The sequence below is a fragment of the Pseudomonas sp. KH_040 genome, from assembly GCF_057839305.1.
Map to the genome: position 1 here is coordinate 3,997,630 of NZ_CM174487.1, position 16,386 is coordinate 4,014,015.

The window sequence follows — 16,386 nt, forward strand, 5'->3', positions numbered from 1 at the left end:
AGCTGGCTTTGTGGTGTGGCTCAGGTAGTGAGCACACAGAAGATCCCTGTGGGAGCTGGCTTGCCAGCGATTGCGGCCGACTCGGTCTAAATGGACAGCCGCACAGCCAAAGCCGCCAACGTCACCAACAACACCGGCACCGTCAACACAATCCCGACCCGGAAGTAATACCCCCAGCCAATGTGAATCCCCTTGCGCTCCAGCACATGCAGCCACAACAACGTCGCCAGACTGCCGATCGGCGTGATCTTCGGCCCCAGATCGCTGCCAATCACGTTGGCATAGATCATCGCCTCCTTGACCACCCCGCTCGCCTGACTCGCATCGATCGATAACAAGCCAATCAACACCGTCGGCAGGTTATTCATGATCGACGACAGCAACGCCGTCAGCACCCCCGTGCCCATTGCCGCGCCCCAGACGCCGTGACCTGCGAAGACATCCAGCCAACCGGCCAGATACCCGGTCAGCCCGGCATTGCGCAGGCCATAGACCACCAGATACATGCCCAGCGAAAAAATCACGATCTGCCAGGGCGCTTCCTTCATCACCTTGCGCGTGGAAATCTTGTGGCCACGGGCGGCGATGCCCAGCAACAGCGCGGCGCACACGGCGGAAATCGCACTGATCGGAATGCCCAGCGGCTCCAGCGCAAAGCAACCGATCAGCAGAATCACCAACACCGCCCAACCGGCATAGAACGTGGCTTTGTCGTGAATCGCGGTTTCGGGATGTTCGAGTTGCTCAGGGTCGTACGCCGCTGGGATGTCGCGGCGGAAGAACCACAGCAACATACCCAGCGTTGCCGCGACGCTGACGAAGTTCACCGGCACCATCACTGCGGCATAACGGTTGAAGCCAATGTGAAAGAAGTCCGCCGAAACAATGTTGACCAGGTTCGACACCACCAGCGGCAGGCTCGCCGTGTCCGCAATAAAACCCGCGCCCATGACAAAGGCCAAGGTCGCGGCCGGAGAGAACCGTAGCGCCAGCAACATCGAAATCACGATCGGCGTGAGGATCAGCGCCGCGCCGTCATTGGCGAACAGCGCTGAAACCAGCGCGCCGAGCAGCACCATAAAGGCAAACAGCTTGCGCCCGCTGCCCCGCCCCCAACGCGCCACGTGCAACGCGGCCCAATTGAAAAACCCGGCTTCGTCGAGCAACAGGCTGATGATGATCAGCGCGACAAAAGTGCCAGTGGCGTTCCAGATGATCTGCCACACCAGCGGGATATCGCTCAGGTGCACAACGCCGAAGATCAGCGCCAGCAAGGCGCCAAGCGTCGCACTCCAGCCGACGCCGAGGCCTTTGGGTTGCCAGATGACAAGGGTAATGGTCAGCAGGAAAATCAGTGACGCAGCGAGCATCCGCAACAGCCTTAAATTGAAATGGGGTTATGAAGCCAACACAAAACCTGTAGGCCTTCGCCTGCTCGCGATAGCGGACTGTCAGTTACCAATTGGTCGACTGACACACCGCTATCGCGAGCAGGTGAAGGCCTACATTGTTCCGTGTACAGGTTACTTCTTGTGTTGCTCGACGAACTGTCCGTAGGCATTGATAAAGCTTTGCAGAAAAGGTTTCACCGACTCACTCAACTTGCCCGCCTCATCAAACGCCGAGCCTGCACCGCCCAGATACGCTTCCGGCTGCTGCATGCACGGCACGTTGAGAAACACGAACGACTGGCGCAGATGCTGATTCGCCCCGAAACCACCGATGGCACCTGGCGAAACACTGATCACCGCCCCCGGTTTGCCACTCCAGACAGCCTTGCCATAAGGCCGCGAGCCGACGTCGATGGCATTCTTCAGCGGCGCTGGCACCGAACGGTTGTATTCGGGCGTGACAAACAGCACCGCGTCGGATGAACCCACTTTTTGCCTGAAAGTGCTGTAGGCTGCCGGCGGTGAATCACCGTCGATGTCTTCGTTATACAGTGGCAGATCGCCAATTTCGACAATCTCAAGCTTTAGGTTCGCCGGAGCCAGTTCTGCCAGTGCCAGGGCGACTTTGCGATTGATCGATGCTTTGCGCAGGCTACCGACCACTACGGCGACGTTGTAGACATTGCTCATGGAAGACTCTCGATGGTCCGTGGGAGGAGCGAGTAGTTATAGATGATCCGGTGACGATTCCACCAGCACACAAGGGCAAATTCCTGCGTGCTGATTATTTTTTTCCTGTAGGAAAACTTACAGGCCTTGATGGCGGTCTACCAAGCCGCAAATCAAGCGTTTTATCTCCAGAGGTTCTAAGCAGATGGCAGCAGTACTCGTCGGTCAGTTCCATGCAAGAGATGCGGAAGGCCGCGTTTATTCCGTGCATGAGTTCCAGGAATCCAATCCGTCGGCAGACGGTTCCACTGGCTCGGAGCCGATTTACAAACTGGCGATTGGCGATCGCGTCAACAAGGTCAGCGAGAACGAGTTTCTCCTGGTCCAGTCAGGTATCACCCTGACGCGTGAACCCGAGCCAACCGTCGCTTCATAACTGGCCGTTATGAGCAGAAGTCATATGCGCAGACTTGGGGTAGGATTCAGCCACTGACCCCACCTGCTGAACATGGACTTCACGCATGCGTTTACGTCATATCGAAGTGATTCAGGCGCTCTTGCAGACCGGTCACCTGGGCACCGCCGCCGAATGGTTGCAGTTGCCGGTGGCCGAGGTCGAAGAGCGTTTGCGCGAAGCCGAGAGTCAGTTGGGGTTCATGCTGTTCGCCAGCGTGCGCGGACGCCTGCAATCGACACCCGAAGCGCGGGCGTTGCAGGTCGAAATCGCCCACGTTTATGAAGCGTTGGAGCCGGTGCAACGGCTGGCCAGCAGTCTCAAGCAATACCTCGCCCCACCTTTGCGCATCATCGGCACTGCGCCGCTGGCGCAACAATTACTGCCACAAAGTCTCGCCGCCCTGCGTCGTCGTCTGCCCGACGCACCGTGCAGCCTGCTCAGCGCGCCGACTCGCGACATTGTCCGCAGCCTGTTGCTGCGCGAGAGCGATCTCGGTTTAAGCCTGCACGACCCCGAACATCCCGACATTGATTGCCGGCCATTGGCCCAGGGCAAGCTGCAATTGCTCGCGCCCCATGGCTGGTTGCAGCCGAAACAGAAATACATTTCCCTGCAGGATCTGGCCGGTCAGGCCATGATCGGCCTCGAAGGTCAGGACCCGTTGAGCCCGGCACTGGAAAACAAACTCCAGGCGCTGCACCCGGCGCCGAGTGTGCAGACGCGGGTGCAAACCCATCAGATGATGCGCAGCATGGTCGAGGCCGGTGAAGGCCTGGCCATCGTCGACCCGTTCACTGCACTGGGCGCGCGCCCGGCCGGGCTGGATGTCTGCCCGCTGTCGCCGGCCGTACCGATCAGCGTCTACGCGCTGACCTTCAAGCACGTCGCGCCGTCGGCAGCGATTCAGACGTTACTGGCGATCCTCACGGAACAAGCCGAGGCGATGCTGGCGAGCTGATCGGGTTCTCCAACGGGTTATCGAATAATCGATACCAGAACAGCGCCACTTCGGCGGTGTTCGGATCAATGCCGCGATAGCGCAACTGGTCGATACCACCGATCACATAGCCGCAACGCTCATACAGCCGACAGGCGCCGAGGTTGTTGTTCTGGGTTTCCAGCATGATCCCCGGTAGCTTTTTCTTGCGGCTCCAGAACTGCGCGACATCCAGCAAGGCCTTGGCCACACCATGGCGGCGCGCCGGCGCATGCACCGCCAGTTCATCGATATGCGCGAAGCCGTTCCAGTTGGTGCTGATCACCAGATGGCCAACCGGCTCATCATCCAGATAGGCCATGAAAATCGCGCTATCGGCCGCGTTGTGGAAAGCGCTGAACTCCTCCGGATCGATGCCGTAGCACTTGCGGTACGGCACGATCGGCGTCACCCGCCATTGTTCGACAGGCTGGCCGATCACGGCGGCACCATAGGCCGCGACTTCGAAGCTGAAGTCGCTGCCCCAGATATACGGCGCAAAGCCTTCATCGGCGACGCGCACCGACAGCCCTGGGTATTTTGGATTCATGACCGGTTGCATACTGGGAAAAGTCCTCATTCCTTGACGCAATCGACGGTGTATTGCCGCCCATTGCCTTCATCTTCGTGCTGCAATCCATGCACATCCGCGACAAAACCGGGGAAGCTGCTATCGAACGTGCGAGCAAATTTCAGGTAATCAATAATCGATCGGGTCGATTCGGTAAAGCGTTCGCCGGGCATGATCAGCGGAATGCCCGGCGGATACGGTACTAGCATGACCGCCGCAACCCTGCCTTCCAGCTCATCGATCGGCACCGCTTCGACTTCGCCGCGCACCAGATGATCGTAGGCGTGGGCCGGTTTCATGGCAATTTCCGGCAGCACGGTATACATGCGTTTCAGGTGTTTGGCTGTGGCATTGCTGCGGTAGCAGGCGTGCAATTGATCGCACAAATCGCGCAGGCCCATGCCGCGATAACGCGCGGCGTCTTGCTGAGCCACACACGGCAGGCAGGTGTCGAGGCGCACATTCGCATCGTAGCTGCGCTTGAACTCCAGCAGTTCGGTGAGCAGCGTGCTCCACTTGCCTTTGGTAATACCCATCGAGAACAGCACCAGGAACGAATACAGCCCGGTCTTCTCTACCACCAGGCCGCGCTCCCAAAGAAACTTGCTGACCACCGCCGCCGGTATGCCCTTCTCGCTCAGCGCGCCACCGGCATTGAGCCCCGGCATGACGAGGGTGACCTTGATCGGATCGAGCAACACGTAATCGTCACTGACTTCGCCGAAACCATGCCAATCGGCATCCGGTTGCAGCAGCCAGTCCTCGGTCTGCACGCGATCAATGCCTTCGACACCCGGCGGCTGCCAGATCGAAAACCACCAGTCATCGGCGGCAATGTGCTGACGCAGATTGGCCAGCGCGCGACGAAAGCTCAGGGCTTCGTCGAAGGTTTCCTGCAACAGCGAACGCCCGGCCGGGCCTTCCATCATCGCCGACGCCACGTCCAGCGAAGCGATGATGCTGTACTGCGGCGAGGTCGAAATGTGCATCATGAACGCTTCATTGAAACGGTCGCGGTCGAGTTGCCGCGCGCCGCCGTCCTGCACATGAATCATCGACGCCTGACTGAACGCCGCCAGCAGTTTGTGCGTGGAATGCGTGGTGAATACCAGCGGGCTGTCTTCGCTGCGCGAGGTGGCCATGCCGTAGCGCCCGGTGAAGAATTCATGAAACGCCGCGTAGGCGTACCAGGCTTCATCGAAATGCAGCACTTCGACGCTGGTGCCAAGGCTTTGCTTGATCAACTCGGCGTTGTAACAGAGGCCATCGTAGGTCGAGTTGGTGACCACGGCGAGTTTGACTTTCGCTGTGCGGCCCTTGGTCAGCGGGCTGGCATCGATCTTCGCTTGAATCGATTCGCGGCTGAATTCGCTCAGCGGAATCGGCCCGATAATCCCCAGCTCATTGCGCTCCGGGCACAGGTACAACGGAATGGCGCCGGTCATGATGATGGCGTGCAACACCGACTTGTGGCAGTTGCGATCGACCAGCACCAGATCATCGCGCCCGACCATCGAGTGCCAGACAATCTTGTTGGCGGTCGAGGTGCCATTGATCACGAAAAAGGTGTGATCGGCGCCGAAATTGCGCGCCGCCCGCGCTTCCGCTTCGGCGAGCGGCCCGGTGTGATCGAGCAGCGAACCAAGCTCTGGCACCGACACCGACAAATCCGAACGCAGGGTGTTTTCACCGAAGAACTGATGGAACGCCTGCCCCACCGGACTCTTGTGATACGCCACGCCGCCGCCATGGCCGGGGGTGTGCCAGGAATAATTGGAGTCCGCCGTATGCTGCACCAGCGCCTTGAAAAACGGCGGCAGCAAGCCATCCAGATACTTGCGCGCCGCCCGCGCCACTTGCCGCGCCAGAAACGGCACGGTGTCCTCGAACAGATAGAGAATGCCGCGCAATTGATTGAGCTCGGCCATGGCATCGGCCGGGGCATTTTCCAGGGTGACCTGCTCGCCGAGGGCGAAGATCGGCAGATCCGGCGCACGCACCCGTGCCAGACCGATCAGTTCGGCCATGTTCTGCAACAGATGCGAGTTAGTGCTGGCGTCCTCGGCGGCAATCAGCATGCACGCGAGGCCATGGTGAGTCGATGCCACCAACCGTCCTTCGGTGTAGTCGATGGCCGAAACGATATTGAAACCTTCCTGCTCCAACTCCCGGGCGATGCCACGGATACGGTCACCCGCGACCGTGTCGGCCTTGATGTCGCGATGGACGATCAACACCGGAAACTTCAAATCTTTGTACATGAGGCTCAGTGTCCCGAGGCGGCAGAATTGAATCGGCCAATGCACTCAGGGTAGAGGGTTGCAGCGAAAGTGGCGAGGGTGGCCACTTGGCTTCATACCGCTAAAAACAAAAGATCGCAGCCTTCGGCAGCTCCTACAGGGGATCACATTTCAATGTAGGAGCTGCCGCAGGCTGCGATCTCTTGATCTTCAGGCCTGGGCGTCGGCTTCGGCGATCTGCGTCCATAACGCCGGGCCACCGGCAGACTTGGCAATGATCTCCAACCGCACCAGATGCGCCGCCAGCTCCTCTTCCGTCGCACGAATGATTCGCGCTGGCTGGCGATCCGCCGGCAAACGACGAATCTCGGTCGCCGAGTTATCCGCACCATCGCCCGTACCATTGCCGTCAGACGCATTACCCGCCAGCGACAGGCTGGTCTGGCCGCCTGTCATGGTCAGGTAGACGTCGGCAAGAATCTCCGAGTCGAGCAAAGCGCCGTGCAGTTCACGACCGGAGTTGTCAACGCCGTAGCGTTTGCACAACGCATCGAGGCTGTTGCGCTGCCCCGGGTGACGTTCCCGGGCCATCATGAGGGTGTCGAGGATCGAGCAGTGCTGGGTGATGTCAGCGCGATCCTGCTGGCCCATCAAGGCGAATTCGTTGTTGATGAAGCCAACGTCGAACGCCGCGTTGTGGATGATCAGCTGCGCGCCTTTGATGAACTCGAAAAACTCATCGGCGACTTCGGCAAAGCGTGGCTTGCCGACCAGGAACTCGTTGGTGATGCCGTGAACGCCGATGGCGCCTTCATCACTCTCGCGATCCGGCTGCAGATAAACGTGAAAATGCCGGCCCGTCAGGCGTCGGCCGATCAGTTCGACACAGCCGATTTCAATGATCCGGTGACCATCGGTCACCGGCATGCCGGTGGTTTCGGTATCGAGTACAACGGATCTGGTGGCCATCAGTGTTCAGCTCTCAACGGGTCGATCTTGCAAAAAACGCGGATGTTAACACGCTCGGTGGGGTGTTTCAGTCAGACCGTGGCGTCCCATTCGCGAGCAGGCTCGCTCCCACATTGGAATGCATTCCAACTTAGGGCATCAGATCTGGAATGCATTTCCCTGTGGGAGCGAGCCTGCTCGCGAAGGCCGCGCCACGGTGTAACGGCAAAATCAGCTCTGCTTGTAACCGCGCACTTCGTCGACACCACGGTTAGCCAACTGGTCCGCCCGCTCGTTACCGTGATGACCAATGTGCCCACGCACCCATTTCCAGGTGACTTTGTGGCGGTTGACCTGCTCGTCCAGCTCTTTCCACAGATCAGCGTTCTTCACCGGCTCTTTCGCGGCGGTTTTCCAGCCACGTTTTTTCCAGTTGGCCATCCACTCGTTGATGCCCTTCATCACATACTGCGAGTCAGTCACCAGCAGCACTTCGCACGGACGCTTCAAGGCTTCGAGGCCACGGATCGCGCCGAGCAGTTCCATACGGTTGTTGGTGGTGTTGGCTTCGCCGCCCCACAACTCCTTTTCGACGCCCTTGCACACCAGCAAGGCGCCCCAACCGCCCGGGCCGGGGTTGCCCTTGCAGGCGCCGTCAGTGAACAGTTCTACGGTGTCGACGCTTTCAACGCTTTCGCTCATGCCACTCTATCCAGAAAAATGCCTGTCTTGCCGATCACGGATCGACAATGACCGAGGCCGGGACAAGCCCGGCCACAAATAAAAGAAGGTTTACGGTTCGATGCGGCGGCGGTTGACCTTGGCCATCGGCAGCGGAATCAGCTTGCCCATCGGCTCGCGACGTTCCTGCCGCAACGGCCTGAGCCCCACGACGATCTTGCGCGCGACCAATAAATAGAAGCCACCGCCCGACAGCTGCCAGTCACCGGCCTTGCGTTCCCAGCCGGCCAGACGGGCCTGCCACTTGGGTGACGCGAGCGGCGGACGATAGCACCCGAAGCGGCGTTTCTCCAGCGCAAAGCCCAGCAGATTGAGCCAGTCGGCCACCCGCGACGGCGAGATGCAGCGCGCCTGACGCAAGGCGTCGTGGGCGAAAACATGGCGCAGACCCCAGGTGCTCCACGGGTTGATACCGATGATCAGCAAATGCCCGCCGGGGCGCACGCTGCTCGCTGCTTCACGCAGCAAACCATGAGGCGACAGGCAGAAATCCAGGCCGTGCTGCATCACCACCACATCGGCGGCATGCTCGCTCAGCGGCCAGGCTTGCTCTTCGCAGACAATCTCGACCCCCGGCAACGGCGCACCGAGGCGCACATTGCGCTGTACTTGCGGCGCCGCCGGCGGGGTTTCGGCCGAGGGGCCGTAATGCACCAGATAACCGCCAAAGAACCGGCCCAACTCGTCTTCGAGCATGCGCCGCTCTTCATCGAGCAGAAATTGCCCGAGCGGGCCGGACAGCCATTCACGGGCTGCACCGATCAGGGCCAGCCAGTCAGGATCAGCCTGTGCGAACGCTTTATCACTCATCGCATTCTCCAAAGCGCCAGGAACTACTAAGATGCGCCAATGTTTTCCGCTTGGCGAATTCCGACGATGATACAGATCAGTGCCCTGCCCGCGTTCACCGACAACTACATCTGGTTGTTACAGGATCACCGCACCCAGCGCTGCGCGGTGGTCGATCCGGGCGATGCCGCGCCGGTACAGGCATGGCTTGCAGCGCACCCGGGCTGGGTGTTGAGCGACATTCTGATCACCCACCACCATCATGATCACGTCGGCGGCGTCGAACGCCTGAAAGCGGCGACCGGCGCCAAGGTCTACGGCCCGGCCAGCGAAAACATTCCGGGGCGCGATGTGGCGCTCAAGGACAACGACACGGTCAGCGTGCTCGGCTGGGACTTCGACGTCTATGCGGTGCCCGGTCACACCCTGGGACACATTGCCTATTACCACCACGGCCTGCTGTTCTGCGGCGACACCCTGTTCGCCGCCGGTTGCGGTCGCCTGTTCGAGGGCACGCCGGAGCAAATGCACCATTCTCTCAGCCGCCTTGCAGCGTTACCGGAAGATACGCTGGTCTACTGCACGCATGAATACACTCTGAGCAATCTCAAGTTTGCCGCCGCCGTCGAACCGACGAACCCGGACATTACCGCCCGTCTGGAAAAAGTCACCCAGCAGCGGCAAAACGGTGTGATGACCCTGCCCTCGACGCTCGCCCTGGAAAAGCTCACAAACCCGTTTTTGCGCACCACTGAAACATTAGTTACACAAAAAGTGGACGAACGGGCAGGCGCTCAAAACCGGGCGCCGAGTGAGGTATTTGCGGCTCTGCGGGCCTGGAAAGATAAGTTCTAAGTACCCCGCCGCTTGGTACAAAAATTCTGAATGGTTGACCTAGGGGGGTGCGCTTTCTAGAATCCCCCGACATTTTTGCCCGGAACTTACTTCCAGCCAATGTCGTCATCCATACGTAAGTCCGTCAATTCAGACGCATTGACCCGCCTGGCGCAAGCCATCGCGGTGGCTGTGTCCGCCACGCTGGCGGGCTGTTCCAGCCATGCTCCGCAGACTGAAGCGACCCATACGCCGAACATTGCTGCGCGAGCCAAGCAGAAGCCGATCTGGCTGACCGAAAAGCCCAGCCCACAGGTTCCCCAGGACATCTGGGAACGCATGCGCCAGGGCTTTCAGCTGCAGGAAGGCCTCGGCGTCAACCCGCGCATCGAGCAACAGCGCCTGTGGTTCGCCAGCAATCCCTCTTTCCTCGAGAACGCCGGCGAACGCGGCAGTCTCTATATTCACTACATCGTCGAACGCCTCGAAGAACGCAACATGCCGCTGGAACTGGCCCTGCTGCCAGTGATTGAAAGCGCCTATAACCCGATGGCCTATTCGCGGGCCGATGCGGTGGGTCTGTGGCAATTCATTCCGTCCACCGGGCGTTACTTCAACCTGCGTCAGACCCGCTTCTATGATGGCCGTCGCGATATCACCGCTTCGACCACGGCAGCGATGGATTACCTGACCCGTCTGCACGACATGTTCAACGGTGACTGGTTGCTGGCATTGGCGGCATATAACGCCGGTGAAGGCACGGTCAGCCGCGCCATCGAACGTAACGAAAAGCTTGGCCTGCCCACCGATTACTGGAACCTGCCGCTGCCGGCGGAAACCCAGGCGTACGTGCCGAAGTTGCTGGCACTGTCGCAAGTGGTGCTGGCGCCGGAAGCTTACGGCGTGAACCTCAACCCGATTGCCAACGAACCGTACTTCCAGGTCGTCGAAATCAACCAGCGCATGGATTTGTCCAAAGTCGCCGCGGTTGCCAACATCGACGAAGACGAACTGTTCCAGCTCAACCCGGCCTTCAAGCAACGCACCACCATCGATGGCCCTCAGCATTTGCTGGTGCCAACGTCGAAGGCGCAATTGCTGACCGCCAGTTTGCAGACCATGCGGCCTGACGAACTGATCAGCCCGCGTTCGCTGAAGCCAGTGTTCGAGGGTGCTGACCCATCGGAAGTGGCCAAGCTCAAGCGGGCTTATCGCGTGAAGCGTGGCGACAACCTCGGTTCCATTGCCAAGGCCAACAAGGTCGAAGTCAAGGATCTGCAACGCTGGAACAAGCTGACCGGCAAGAACCTCAAAGTTGGCCAGACTCTGGTCATGCAGGACACCACCAAGCGTGCTCCGGCTCGCAAGTCCGGCCGTGTGAACACGGTGATTGCGGCCAACAGCAAGAGCAAAGGCAAGGACGACAGCGCGCAGCAGACTCAGTACAAGGTCAAACGCGGCGATACGCTGTACGTGGTAGCCAAGCGCTTCAACGTTGAGATGCAGCATCTCAAGCGCTGGAATCCGGGTGCGGGTAAAGCATTGAAGCCGGGGCAGATGCTCACGGTTTATCAGCCGCACTGACAGACGAGCCCCTGAATTTTCAGGGGCTTTTTTTTGGTTCGGATTTTGTGGCGTGCTTTAGATCGATCCCCCTCACCCCAGCCCTCTCCCCCAAGGGGTAGAGGGGGAAAGGGAGCCGATCGGGGGCTTTTCAAAATCTGAGTTCAGCTCGATATCGCACGTCGGTGCAATTCGCCTAGACACCACTTTCAGTCCCCTCTCCCTCCGGGAGAGGGTTAGGGTGAGGGGCTTTTCAAACCGTGAGTTCGACTCGACGGTTCAGGTCGGCGTAGCTCGAAGAAACAACTCGGTCAGTCCCCTCTCCCTCTGGGAGAGGGTTAGGGTGAGGGGCTCTTCGCGCAAACGATTAACCCCGCATTAACCCGCATCTTTTTCCTGTCCAGACAAGCTGTTACTGTACGGCCCACTAAGCCCAAGCCGCCTGGATCGGATCTGACTTGAAGCGTGCCCTCCTCCTGCTCCTGATCAGCCTGGCCTTGAGCTCAACCGCAAGCGCGACGATTACCGAAAGTCACGGTTATGCGCAGTTCGGCACGCTCAAGTACCCGGCCAGATTTACCCACTTCGACTGGGTCAACCCGCAAGCGCCCAAGGGCGGTACGTTGCGGGTGATGGCGTTCGGCACCTTCGATACGGTCAATCCGTACACCTTCAAGGGCACCAGCCCGGTCACCACAGCGAATTTCCTCCAGTACGGCATCAACGAGCTGAACGAGCCGTTGATGGTCGGCACCGGCCAGTATTCGCCGTCCGGCGACGAACCGGCGTCGAGTTACGGCTTGATCGCGCAATCGGTGGAGTACAGCGAAGATCGCAGCTGGGTCGTCTTCAATCTGCGTCCCGAGGCGCGTTTTCACGATGGCACGCCGATCACCGCCTACGACGTAGCGTTCTCCTATCGAACGCTGCTCAAGGACGGCCATCCGCTGTACCGCACCGCGTTGCAGGAAGTGCTGCGGGTCGACATTCTCAACAAACAGCGCATTCGCTTCGTGCTCAAGCGCTCGGGCAATCCGCTGTTGATTCTGCGCCTCGGCGAATTGCCGGTGCTGCCGCAGCATTACTGGAAAGACCGCGACTTCAAGGCCACCACCTTCGAACCGCCACTGGGCAGCGGCCCCTATCGCATCACTTCGGTGACGCCGGGCCGGCAGTTGATCTTCGAGCGGGTCAAGGATTACTGGGGCAAGGACCTGGCGGTCAATCGCGGTAAGTACAACTTCGATCGCATGGAAGTCGAGTTTTACCGCGACAGCGACGTGGCCTTCGAAGCGTTCAAGGCTGGCGAGTTCGACATCTACATCGAGCATCAGGCGAAGAATTGGGCCAACGGCTACAACTTCCCTGCCGTGCGCCGTGGCGATGTGATCAAGGCGCAGATCCCGCATCAGATCCCGACCCAGAGTCAGGGCCTGTTCATGAACACCCGCCGCGCGACGTTCGCCGACGTAAAGACCCGCGAAGCGCTGGGCCTGATGTTCGACTTCGAGTGGACCAATCGCGCGCTGTTCAGCGATGCCTACAAACGCACCACCAGCTACTACCCCAACAGTGAATTCACAACCTCCGGCCTGCCGGTCGGGCATGAATGGCTGATGCTCAAACCGTACAAGGAACAACTGCCGGCCAAGCTGTTCACCGAGCCGTTCACTTTGCCAAAAACCGACGGTCGCGGCATCCCGCGGGAAACCATGCGCAAAGCCTTGGCATTGCTCGCTGAAGCCGGCTGGAAGCTCAACGGTCAGCGTCTGCAAAACGCTAGCGGCCAACCGCTGCGGTTCGAACTGCTGCTGGTCAATCCGAACCTCGAGCGCCTGTACCAGCCCTACATCGAGAATCTCAACAGCATCGGCATCGACGCGCGCCTGCGCACCGTGGATCGGGCGCAGTACAAGCAGCGCCTCGATCAATTTGATTTCGACATGATCTCGATGACGCTCAACCAGACCCTAAGCCCGGGTCTTGAGCAGTGGCAGTACTTCCACTCCAGCCAGGTGAGCGTCAAGGGCAGCAAGAATTACGCAGGCATCGCCAACCCGGTGGTCGATCACCTGCTCGAACAACTGCTCGCCGCGCGCACCCGCGACGAACAAGTCGCCGCAGGCAAGGCGCTCGACCGCGTGCTGCTCTGGCAGCACTACAGCATTCCCAACTGGTATCTGAATTATCACCGCCTGGCCTACCGCAACCGGTTGGCCTTCGTCACCACGCCGCCCTACACCCTGGGCCTGAGCGCGTGGTGGCTGAAGTCTTCGGAGAAAGATCGATGAACCCTATCCGCGCCCTGCTCGTCCAGGCCAGCGGCCTGCTGTTCGCCGGGCTGGCCTTGGCCGCCCCGCAACACGCCGTGACCCTGTACAACGAGCCGCCGAAATACCCGGCCGATTTCAAACAGTTTGATTACGTAAACGCGGACGCGCCGAAGGGCGGCATCTTTCGTCAGGCCGGTTTTGGTGGCTTCGACAGCCTCAACCCGTTTATCAGCAAAGGCGTGCCCGCCGATGATATCGGGCAGATCTACGACACCCTGACCAAGCACAGCCTCGATGAGCCCTTTACCGAATACGGCCTGATCGCCGGCAAAATCGAAAAGGCCCCGGACAACAGCTGGGTACGTTTCTACCTGCGCCCCGAAGCCCGTTTTCATGACGGCCACCCGGTGCGCGCCGATGACGTAGTGTTCAGCTTCAACACGCTAACCAAGGAAGGCTCGCCGATGTTTCGCGGCTACTACAGCGACGTCTCCGAAGTCATCGCTGAAGACCCGCTGAAAGTGCTGTTCAAGTTCAAACACAGCAACAACCGCGAGTTGCCGCTGATCCTCGGCCAGTTGCCGGTGCTGCCAAAACACTGGTGGGCCGATCGCGACTTCAACAAGGGCAATCTGGAAATCCCGCTGGGCAGCGGCCCGTACAAGGTCGCCGAAGTAAAGGCCGGGCGCTCGGTGCGCTACGAGCGGGTCAAGGATTACTGGGGCAAGGACCTGCCGGTCAACCGTGGTTTCTACAATTTCGACACGATGACCACCGATTACTACCGCGACAACACCGTCGCCCTCGAAGCGTTGAAGGCCGGGCAGTTCGATTACTGGCTGGAAATGACCGCGAAAAACTGGGCCAACGCTTACAACATTCCGGCGGTCACCGAGGGCCGCTTGATCAAGGAACAGATCGCCAACAGCAACCCGACCGGCATGCAGGGCTTCGTTTACAACTTGCGCCGTCCAGTGTTTCAGGACGTGCGCGTGCGCCAGGCGCTCGGCCTGTTGTTCGACTTCGAATGGACCAACAAGCAACTGTTCAACGGCGCCTATTTCCGTACCCGCAGCTATTTCGAGAACTCGGAAATGGCCGCCACCGGCCTGCCCGACGCCGATCAGCGGGCGATCCTCGAGCCGTTCCGCAGCAAGCTGCCGGCACAGGTGTTCAGTGAGGCGTTCGAAAACCCGAAGACCGACGCCAGCGGCATGATCCGCACCCAACAGCGCGAGGCCTATCAACTGCTGCAAGAGGCTGGCTGGAAGATCGTCGACGACAAAATGGTCGACGCCACCGGCAAACCGGTGGTCATCGAGTTCCTCCTTGCGCAGACCGAATTCGAGCGCGTATTGCTGCCATTCAAGCGCAACCTCAGCGACCTCGGCATCGATCTGGTAATCCGTCGCGTCGACGTTTCGCAGTACATCAACCGCGTGCGTTCGCGGGATTTCGACATGATGGTCGGCAGCTTCCCGCAGTCCAACTCACCGGGTAACGAGCAGCGCGAATACTGGATGAGCGCCGCCGCCGACAAACCGAGCAGCCGCAATTCCTTGGGTTTGAAAGACCCGATCGTCGATCAACTGGTCGAGAACCTGATCAACGCCGACTCGCGCAAAAGCCTGGTGGCCCATGCCCGTGCGCTGGATCGTGTGCTGCAATGGGGTTACTACGTGATCCCCAACTGGCACATCAAGACCTGGCGCGTGGCTTACTGGAATCACATCGGTCACCCGAAGGTCTCGCCCAAGTACGACATCGGGATTAACACCTGGTGGGTCAAACCTGACGCGAAACCGGCGATAGAAGTCGAAACCAAACTGCAAGCCGACCCTGCGGGCACGGAGTAATCAGATGCTGGCGTATATTTTTCGGCGACTGCTGCTGATCATCCCGACGCTGTTCGGCATTCTGCTGATCAACTTCGTGATCATTCAGGCCGCGCCCGGTGGCCCGGTGGAACAGATGATCGCCAAGCTCGAAGGCTTCGAAGGCGCCACCAGCCGCATTGCCGGCGGCGGTGCCGAGGTGTCCGTGGCTGGTTCGTCCTATCGCGGCGCGCAGGGCCTGGACCCGGCGCTGATCAAGGAAATCGAGCACATGTACGGGTTCGACAAATCGGCCCCGGAACGTCTGTGGATCATGGTCAAGAACTACGCGCAGCTGGATTTCGGCGACAGTTTTTTCCGCGACGCCAAGGTCATCGACCTGATCAAGGAAAAGATGCCGGTGTCGATCTCGCTGGGGCTGTGGAGCACGCTGATCATGTACCTGGTGTCGATCCCGCTGGGGATCGCCAAGGCCACGCGGCACGGCAGCCACTTCGATGTGTGGACCAGTTCGGCGATCATCGTCGGTTACGCGATCCCGGCGTTCCTCTTTGCGATCCTGCTGATCGTGGTGTTTGCCGGCGGCAGTTATCTCGACTGGTTCCCGCTAAGGGGCCTGACCTCGAACAACTTCGATGAGTTGAGTTTCGGCGGCAAGCTCCTCGATTACTTCTGGCACCTCGCGCTGCCGGTGACCGCACTGGTGATCGGCAACTTCGCGACCATGACCCTGCTGACCAAAAACAGCTTCCTCGACGAAATCAACAAGCAATACGTGGTCACCGCCAAGGCCAAAGGCCTGACCCGCCACCGTGTGCTCTACGGCCACGTGTTCCGCAACGCCATGCTGTTGGTGATCGCCGGGTTCCCGTCGGCGTTCATCGGCATCTTCTTCACAGGCTCCTTGCTGGTCGAAGTGATCTTTTCCCTCGACGGTTTGGGTCTGATGAGTTTCGAAGCGGCGATCAACCGCGATTACCCGGTGGTGTTCGGCACCCTGTTCATCTTCACCCTCCTCGGGCTGGTGGTGAAACTGATCGGCGACCTCACCTACACCTTGGTCGATCCGCGCATCGACTTCGAAAGCCGGGAGCATTGA

The 16,386-nt window shown here is 59.7% G+C and carries 14 protein-coding genes; 7 read left to right on the forward strand and 7 right to left on the reverse strand.

The window, feature by feature from the left end; translation table 11 throughout:
• Positions 1–86: 86 nt before the first annotated feature.
• Positions 87–1,370 carry an arsenic transporter gene (locus AC3IUF_RS17640; protein ID WP_489278815.1) on the reverse strand — a complete coding sequence of 428 codons (1,284 nt, stop codon included), beginning with the start codon at positions 1,368–1,370 and terminating at the stop codon, positions 87–89.
• Between the two features lie 153 nt (positions 1,371–1,523).
• Positions 1,524–2,081 (reverse strand): NADPH-dependent FMN reductase, encoded by a 558-nt coding sequence (locus AC3IUF_RS17645; RefSeq protein ID WP_038366013.1) that lies wholly within the window; start codon positions 2,079–2,081, stop codon positions 1,524–1,526.
• Positions 2,082–2,265: 184 nt separating this feature from the next.
• Between AC3IUF_RS17645 and AC3IUF_RS17650 the strand changes: the two genes are divergently transcribed.
• Together AC3IUF_RS17650 and AC3IUF_RS17655 are read left to right on the forward strand one after the other, a co-directional pair.
• On the forward strand, positions 2,266–2,496 hold the full coding sequence (locus tag AC3IUF_RS17650; protein ID WP_007910567.1) for a hypothetical protein: 231 nt from the start codon (positions 2,266–2,268) through the stop codon (positions 2,494–2,496).
• Positions 2,497–2,581: 85 nt separating this feature from the next.
• Positions 2,582–3,475 (forward strand): LysR family transcriptional regulator, encoded by an 894-nt coding sequence (locus tag AC3IUF_RS17655; RefSeq protein ID WP_489278817.1) that lies wholly within the window; start codon positions 2,582–2,584, stop codon positions 3,473–3,475.
• On the opposite strand, the gene AC3IUF_RS17660 is transcribed toward AC3IUF_RS17655, so the two are convergent.
• The 5 genes from AC3IUF_RS17660 to AC3IUF_RS17680 form a co-directional block, all read right to left on the reverse strand.
• Positions 3,441–4,055, reverse strand: coding sequence for a GNAT family N-acetyltransferase (locus AC3IUF_RS17660; RefSeq protein WP_489278820.1), 615 nt, complete (start codon positions 4,053–4,055; stop codon positions 3,441–3,443). The two genes, AC3IUF_RS17655 and AC3IUF_RS17660, sit on opposite strands and share 35 nt — an antisense overlap.
• Positions 4,056–4,069: 14 nt before the next feature.
• Positions 4,070–6,325 carry an Orn/Lys/Arg family decarboxylase gene (locus AC3IUF_RS17665; RefSeq protein ID WP_489278821.1) on the reverse strand — a complete coding sequence of 752 codons (2,256 nt, stop codon included), beginning with the start codon at positions 6,323–6,325 and terminating at the stop codon, positions 4,070–4,072.
• A 189-nt stretch (positions 6,326–6,514) separates the two neighbouring features.
• Positions 6,515–7,273, reverse strand: a complete 759-nt coding sequence (gene dnaQ, locus AC3IUF_RS17670; RefSeq protein ID WP_007910571.1) for a DNA polymerase III subunit epsilon — start codon at positions 7,271–7,273, stop codon at positions 6,515–6,517.
• A gap of 210 nt (positions 7,274–7,483) precedes the next feature.
• The gene (rnhA, locus tag AC3IUF_RS17675) at positions 7,484–7,954 is read right to left on the reverse strand and encodes a ribonuclease HI (protein ID WP_007910572.1); all 471 of its coding nucleotides are present in this window, start codon (positions 7,952–7,954) and stop codon (positions 7,484–7,486) included.
• Positions 7,955–8,044: 90 nt separating this feature from the next.
• Positions 8,045–8,803 carry a class I SAM-dependent methyltransferase gene (locus tag AC3IUF_RS17680; protein WP_007910573.1) on the reverse strand — a complete coding sequence of 253 codons (759 nt, stop codon included), beginning with the start codon at positions 8,801–8,803 and terminating at the stop codon, positions 8,045–8,047.
• A 66-nt stretch (positions 8,804–8,869) separates the two neighbouring features.
• On the opposite strand from AC3IUF_RS17680, the gene gloB reads away from it, so the two are divergent.
• From gloB to AC3IUF_RS17705, 5 genes are all read left to right on the forward strand, one after another.
• Positions 8,870–9,637 (forward strand): hydroxyacylglutathione hydrolase, encoded by a 768-nt coding sequence (gene gloB, locus AC3IUF_RS17685; RefSeq protein WP_007910575.1) that lies wholly within the window; start codon positions 8,870–8,872, stop codon positions 9,635–9,637.
• A gap of 99 nt (positions 9,638–9,736) precedes the next feature.
• Positions 9,737–11,200 (forward strand): transglycosylase SLT domain-containing protein, encoded by a 1,464-nt coding sequence (locus AC3IUF_RS17690; RefSeq protein ID WP_007910577.1) that lies wholly within the window; start codon positions 9,737–9,739, stop codon positions 11,198–11,200.
• Between the two features lie 437 nt (positions 11,201–11,637).
• Positions 11,638–13,470, forward strand: a complete 1,833-nt coding sequence (locus tag AC3IUF_RS17695) for an extracellular solute-binding protein (protein ID WP_489278822.1) — start codon at positions 11,638–11,640, stop codon at positions 13,468–13,470.
• Positions 13,467–15,308, forward strand: a complete 1,842-nt coding sequence (locus AC3IUF_RS17700) for an extracellular solute-binding protein (protein ID WP_489278823.1) — start codon at positions 13,467–13,469, stop codon at positions 15,306–15,308. Before AC3IUF_RS17695 ends, AC3IUF_RS17700 begins: the two co-directional genes overlap by 4 nt.
• A gap of 4 nt (positions 15,309–15,312) precedes the next feature.
• The gene (locus AC3IUF_RS17705) at positions 15,313–16,386 is read left to right on the forward strand and encodes a microcin C ABC transporter permease YejB (RefSeq protein WP_095111845.1); all 1,074 of its coding nucleotides are present in this window, start codon (positions 15,313–15,315) and stop codon (positions 16,384–16,386) included.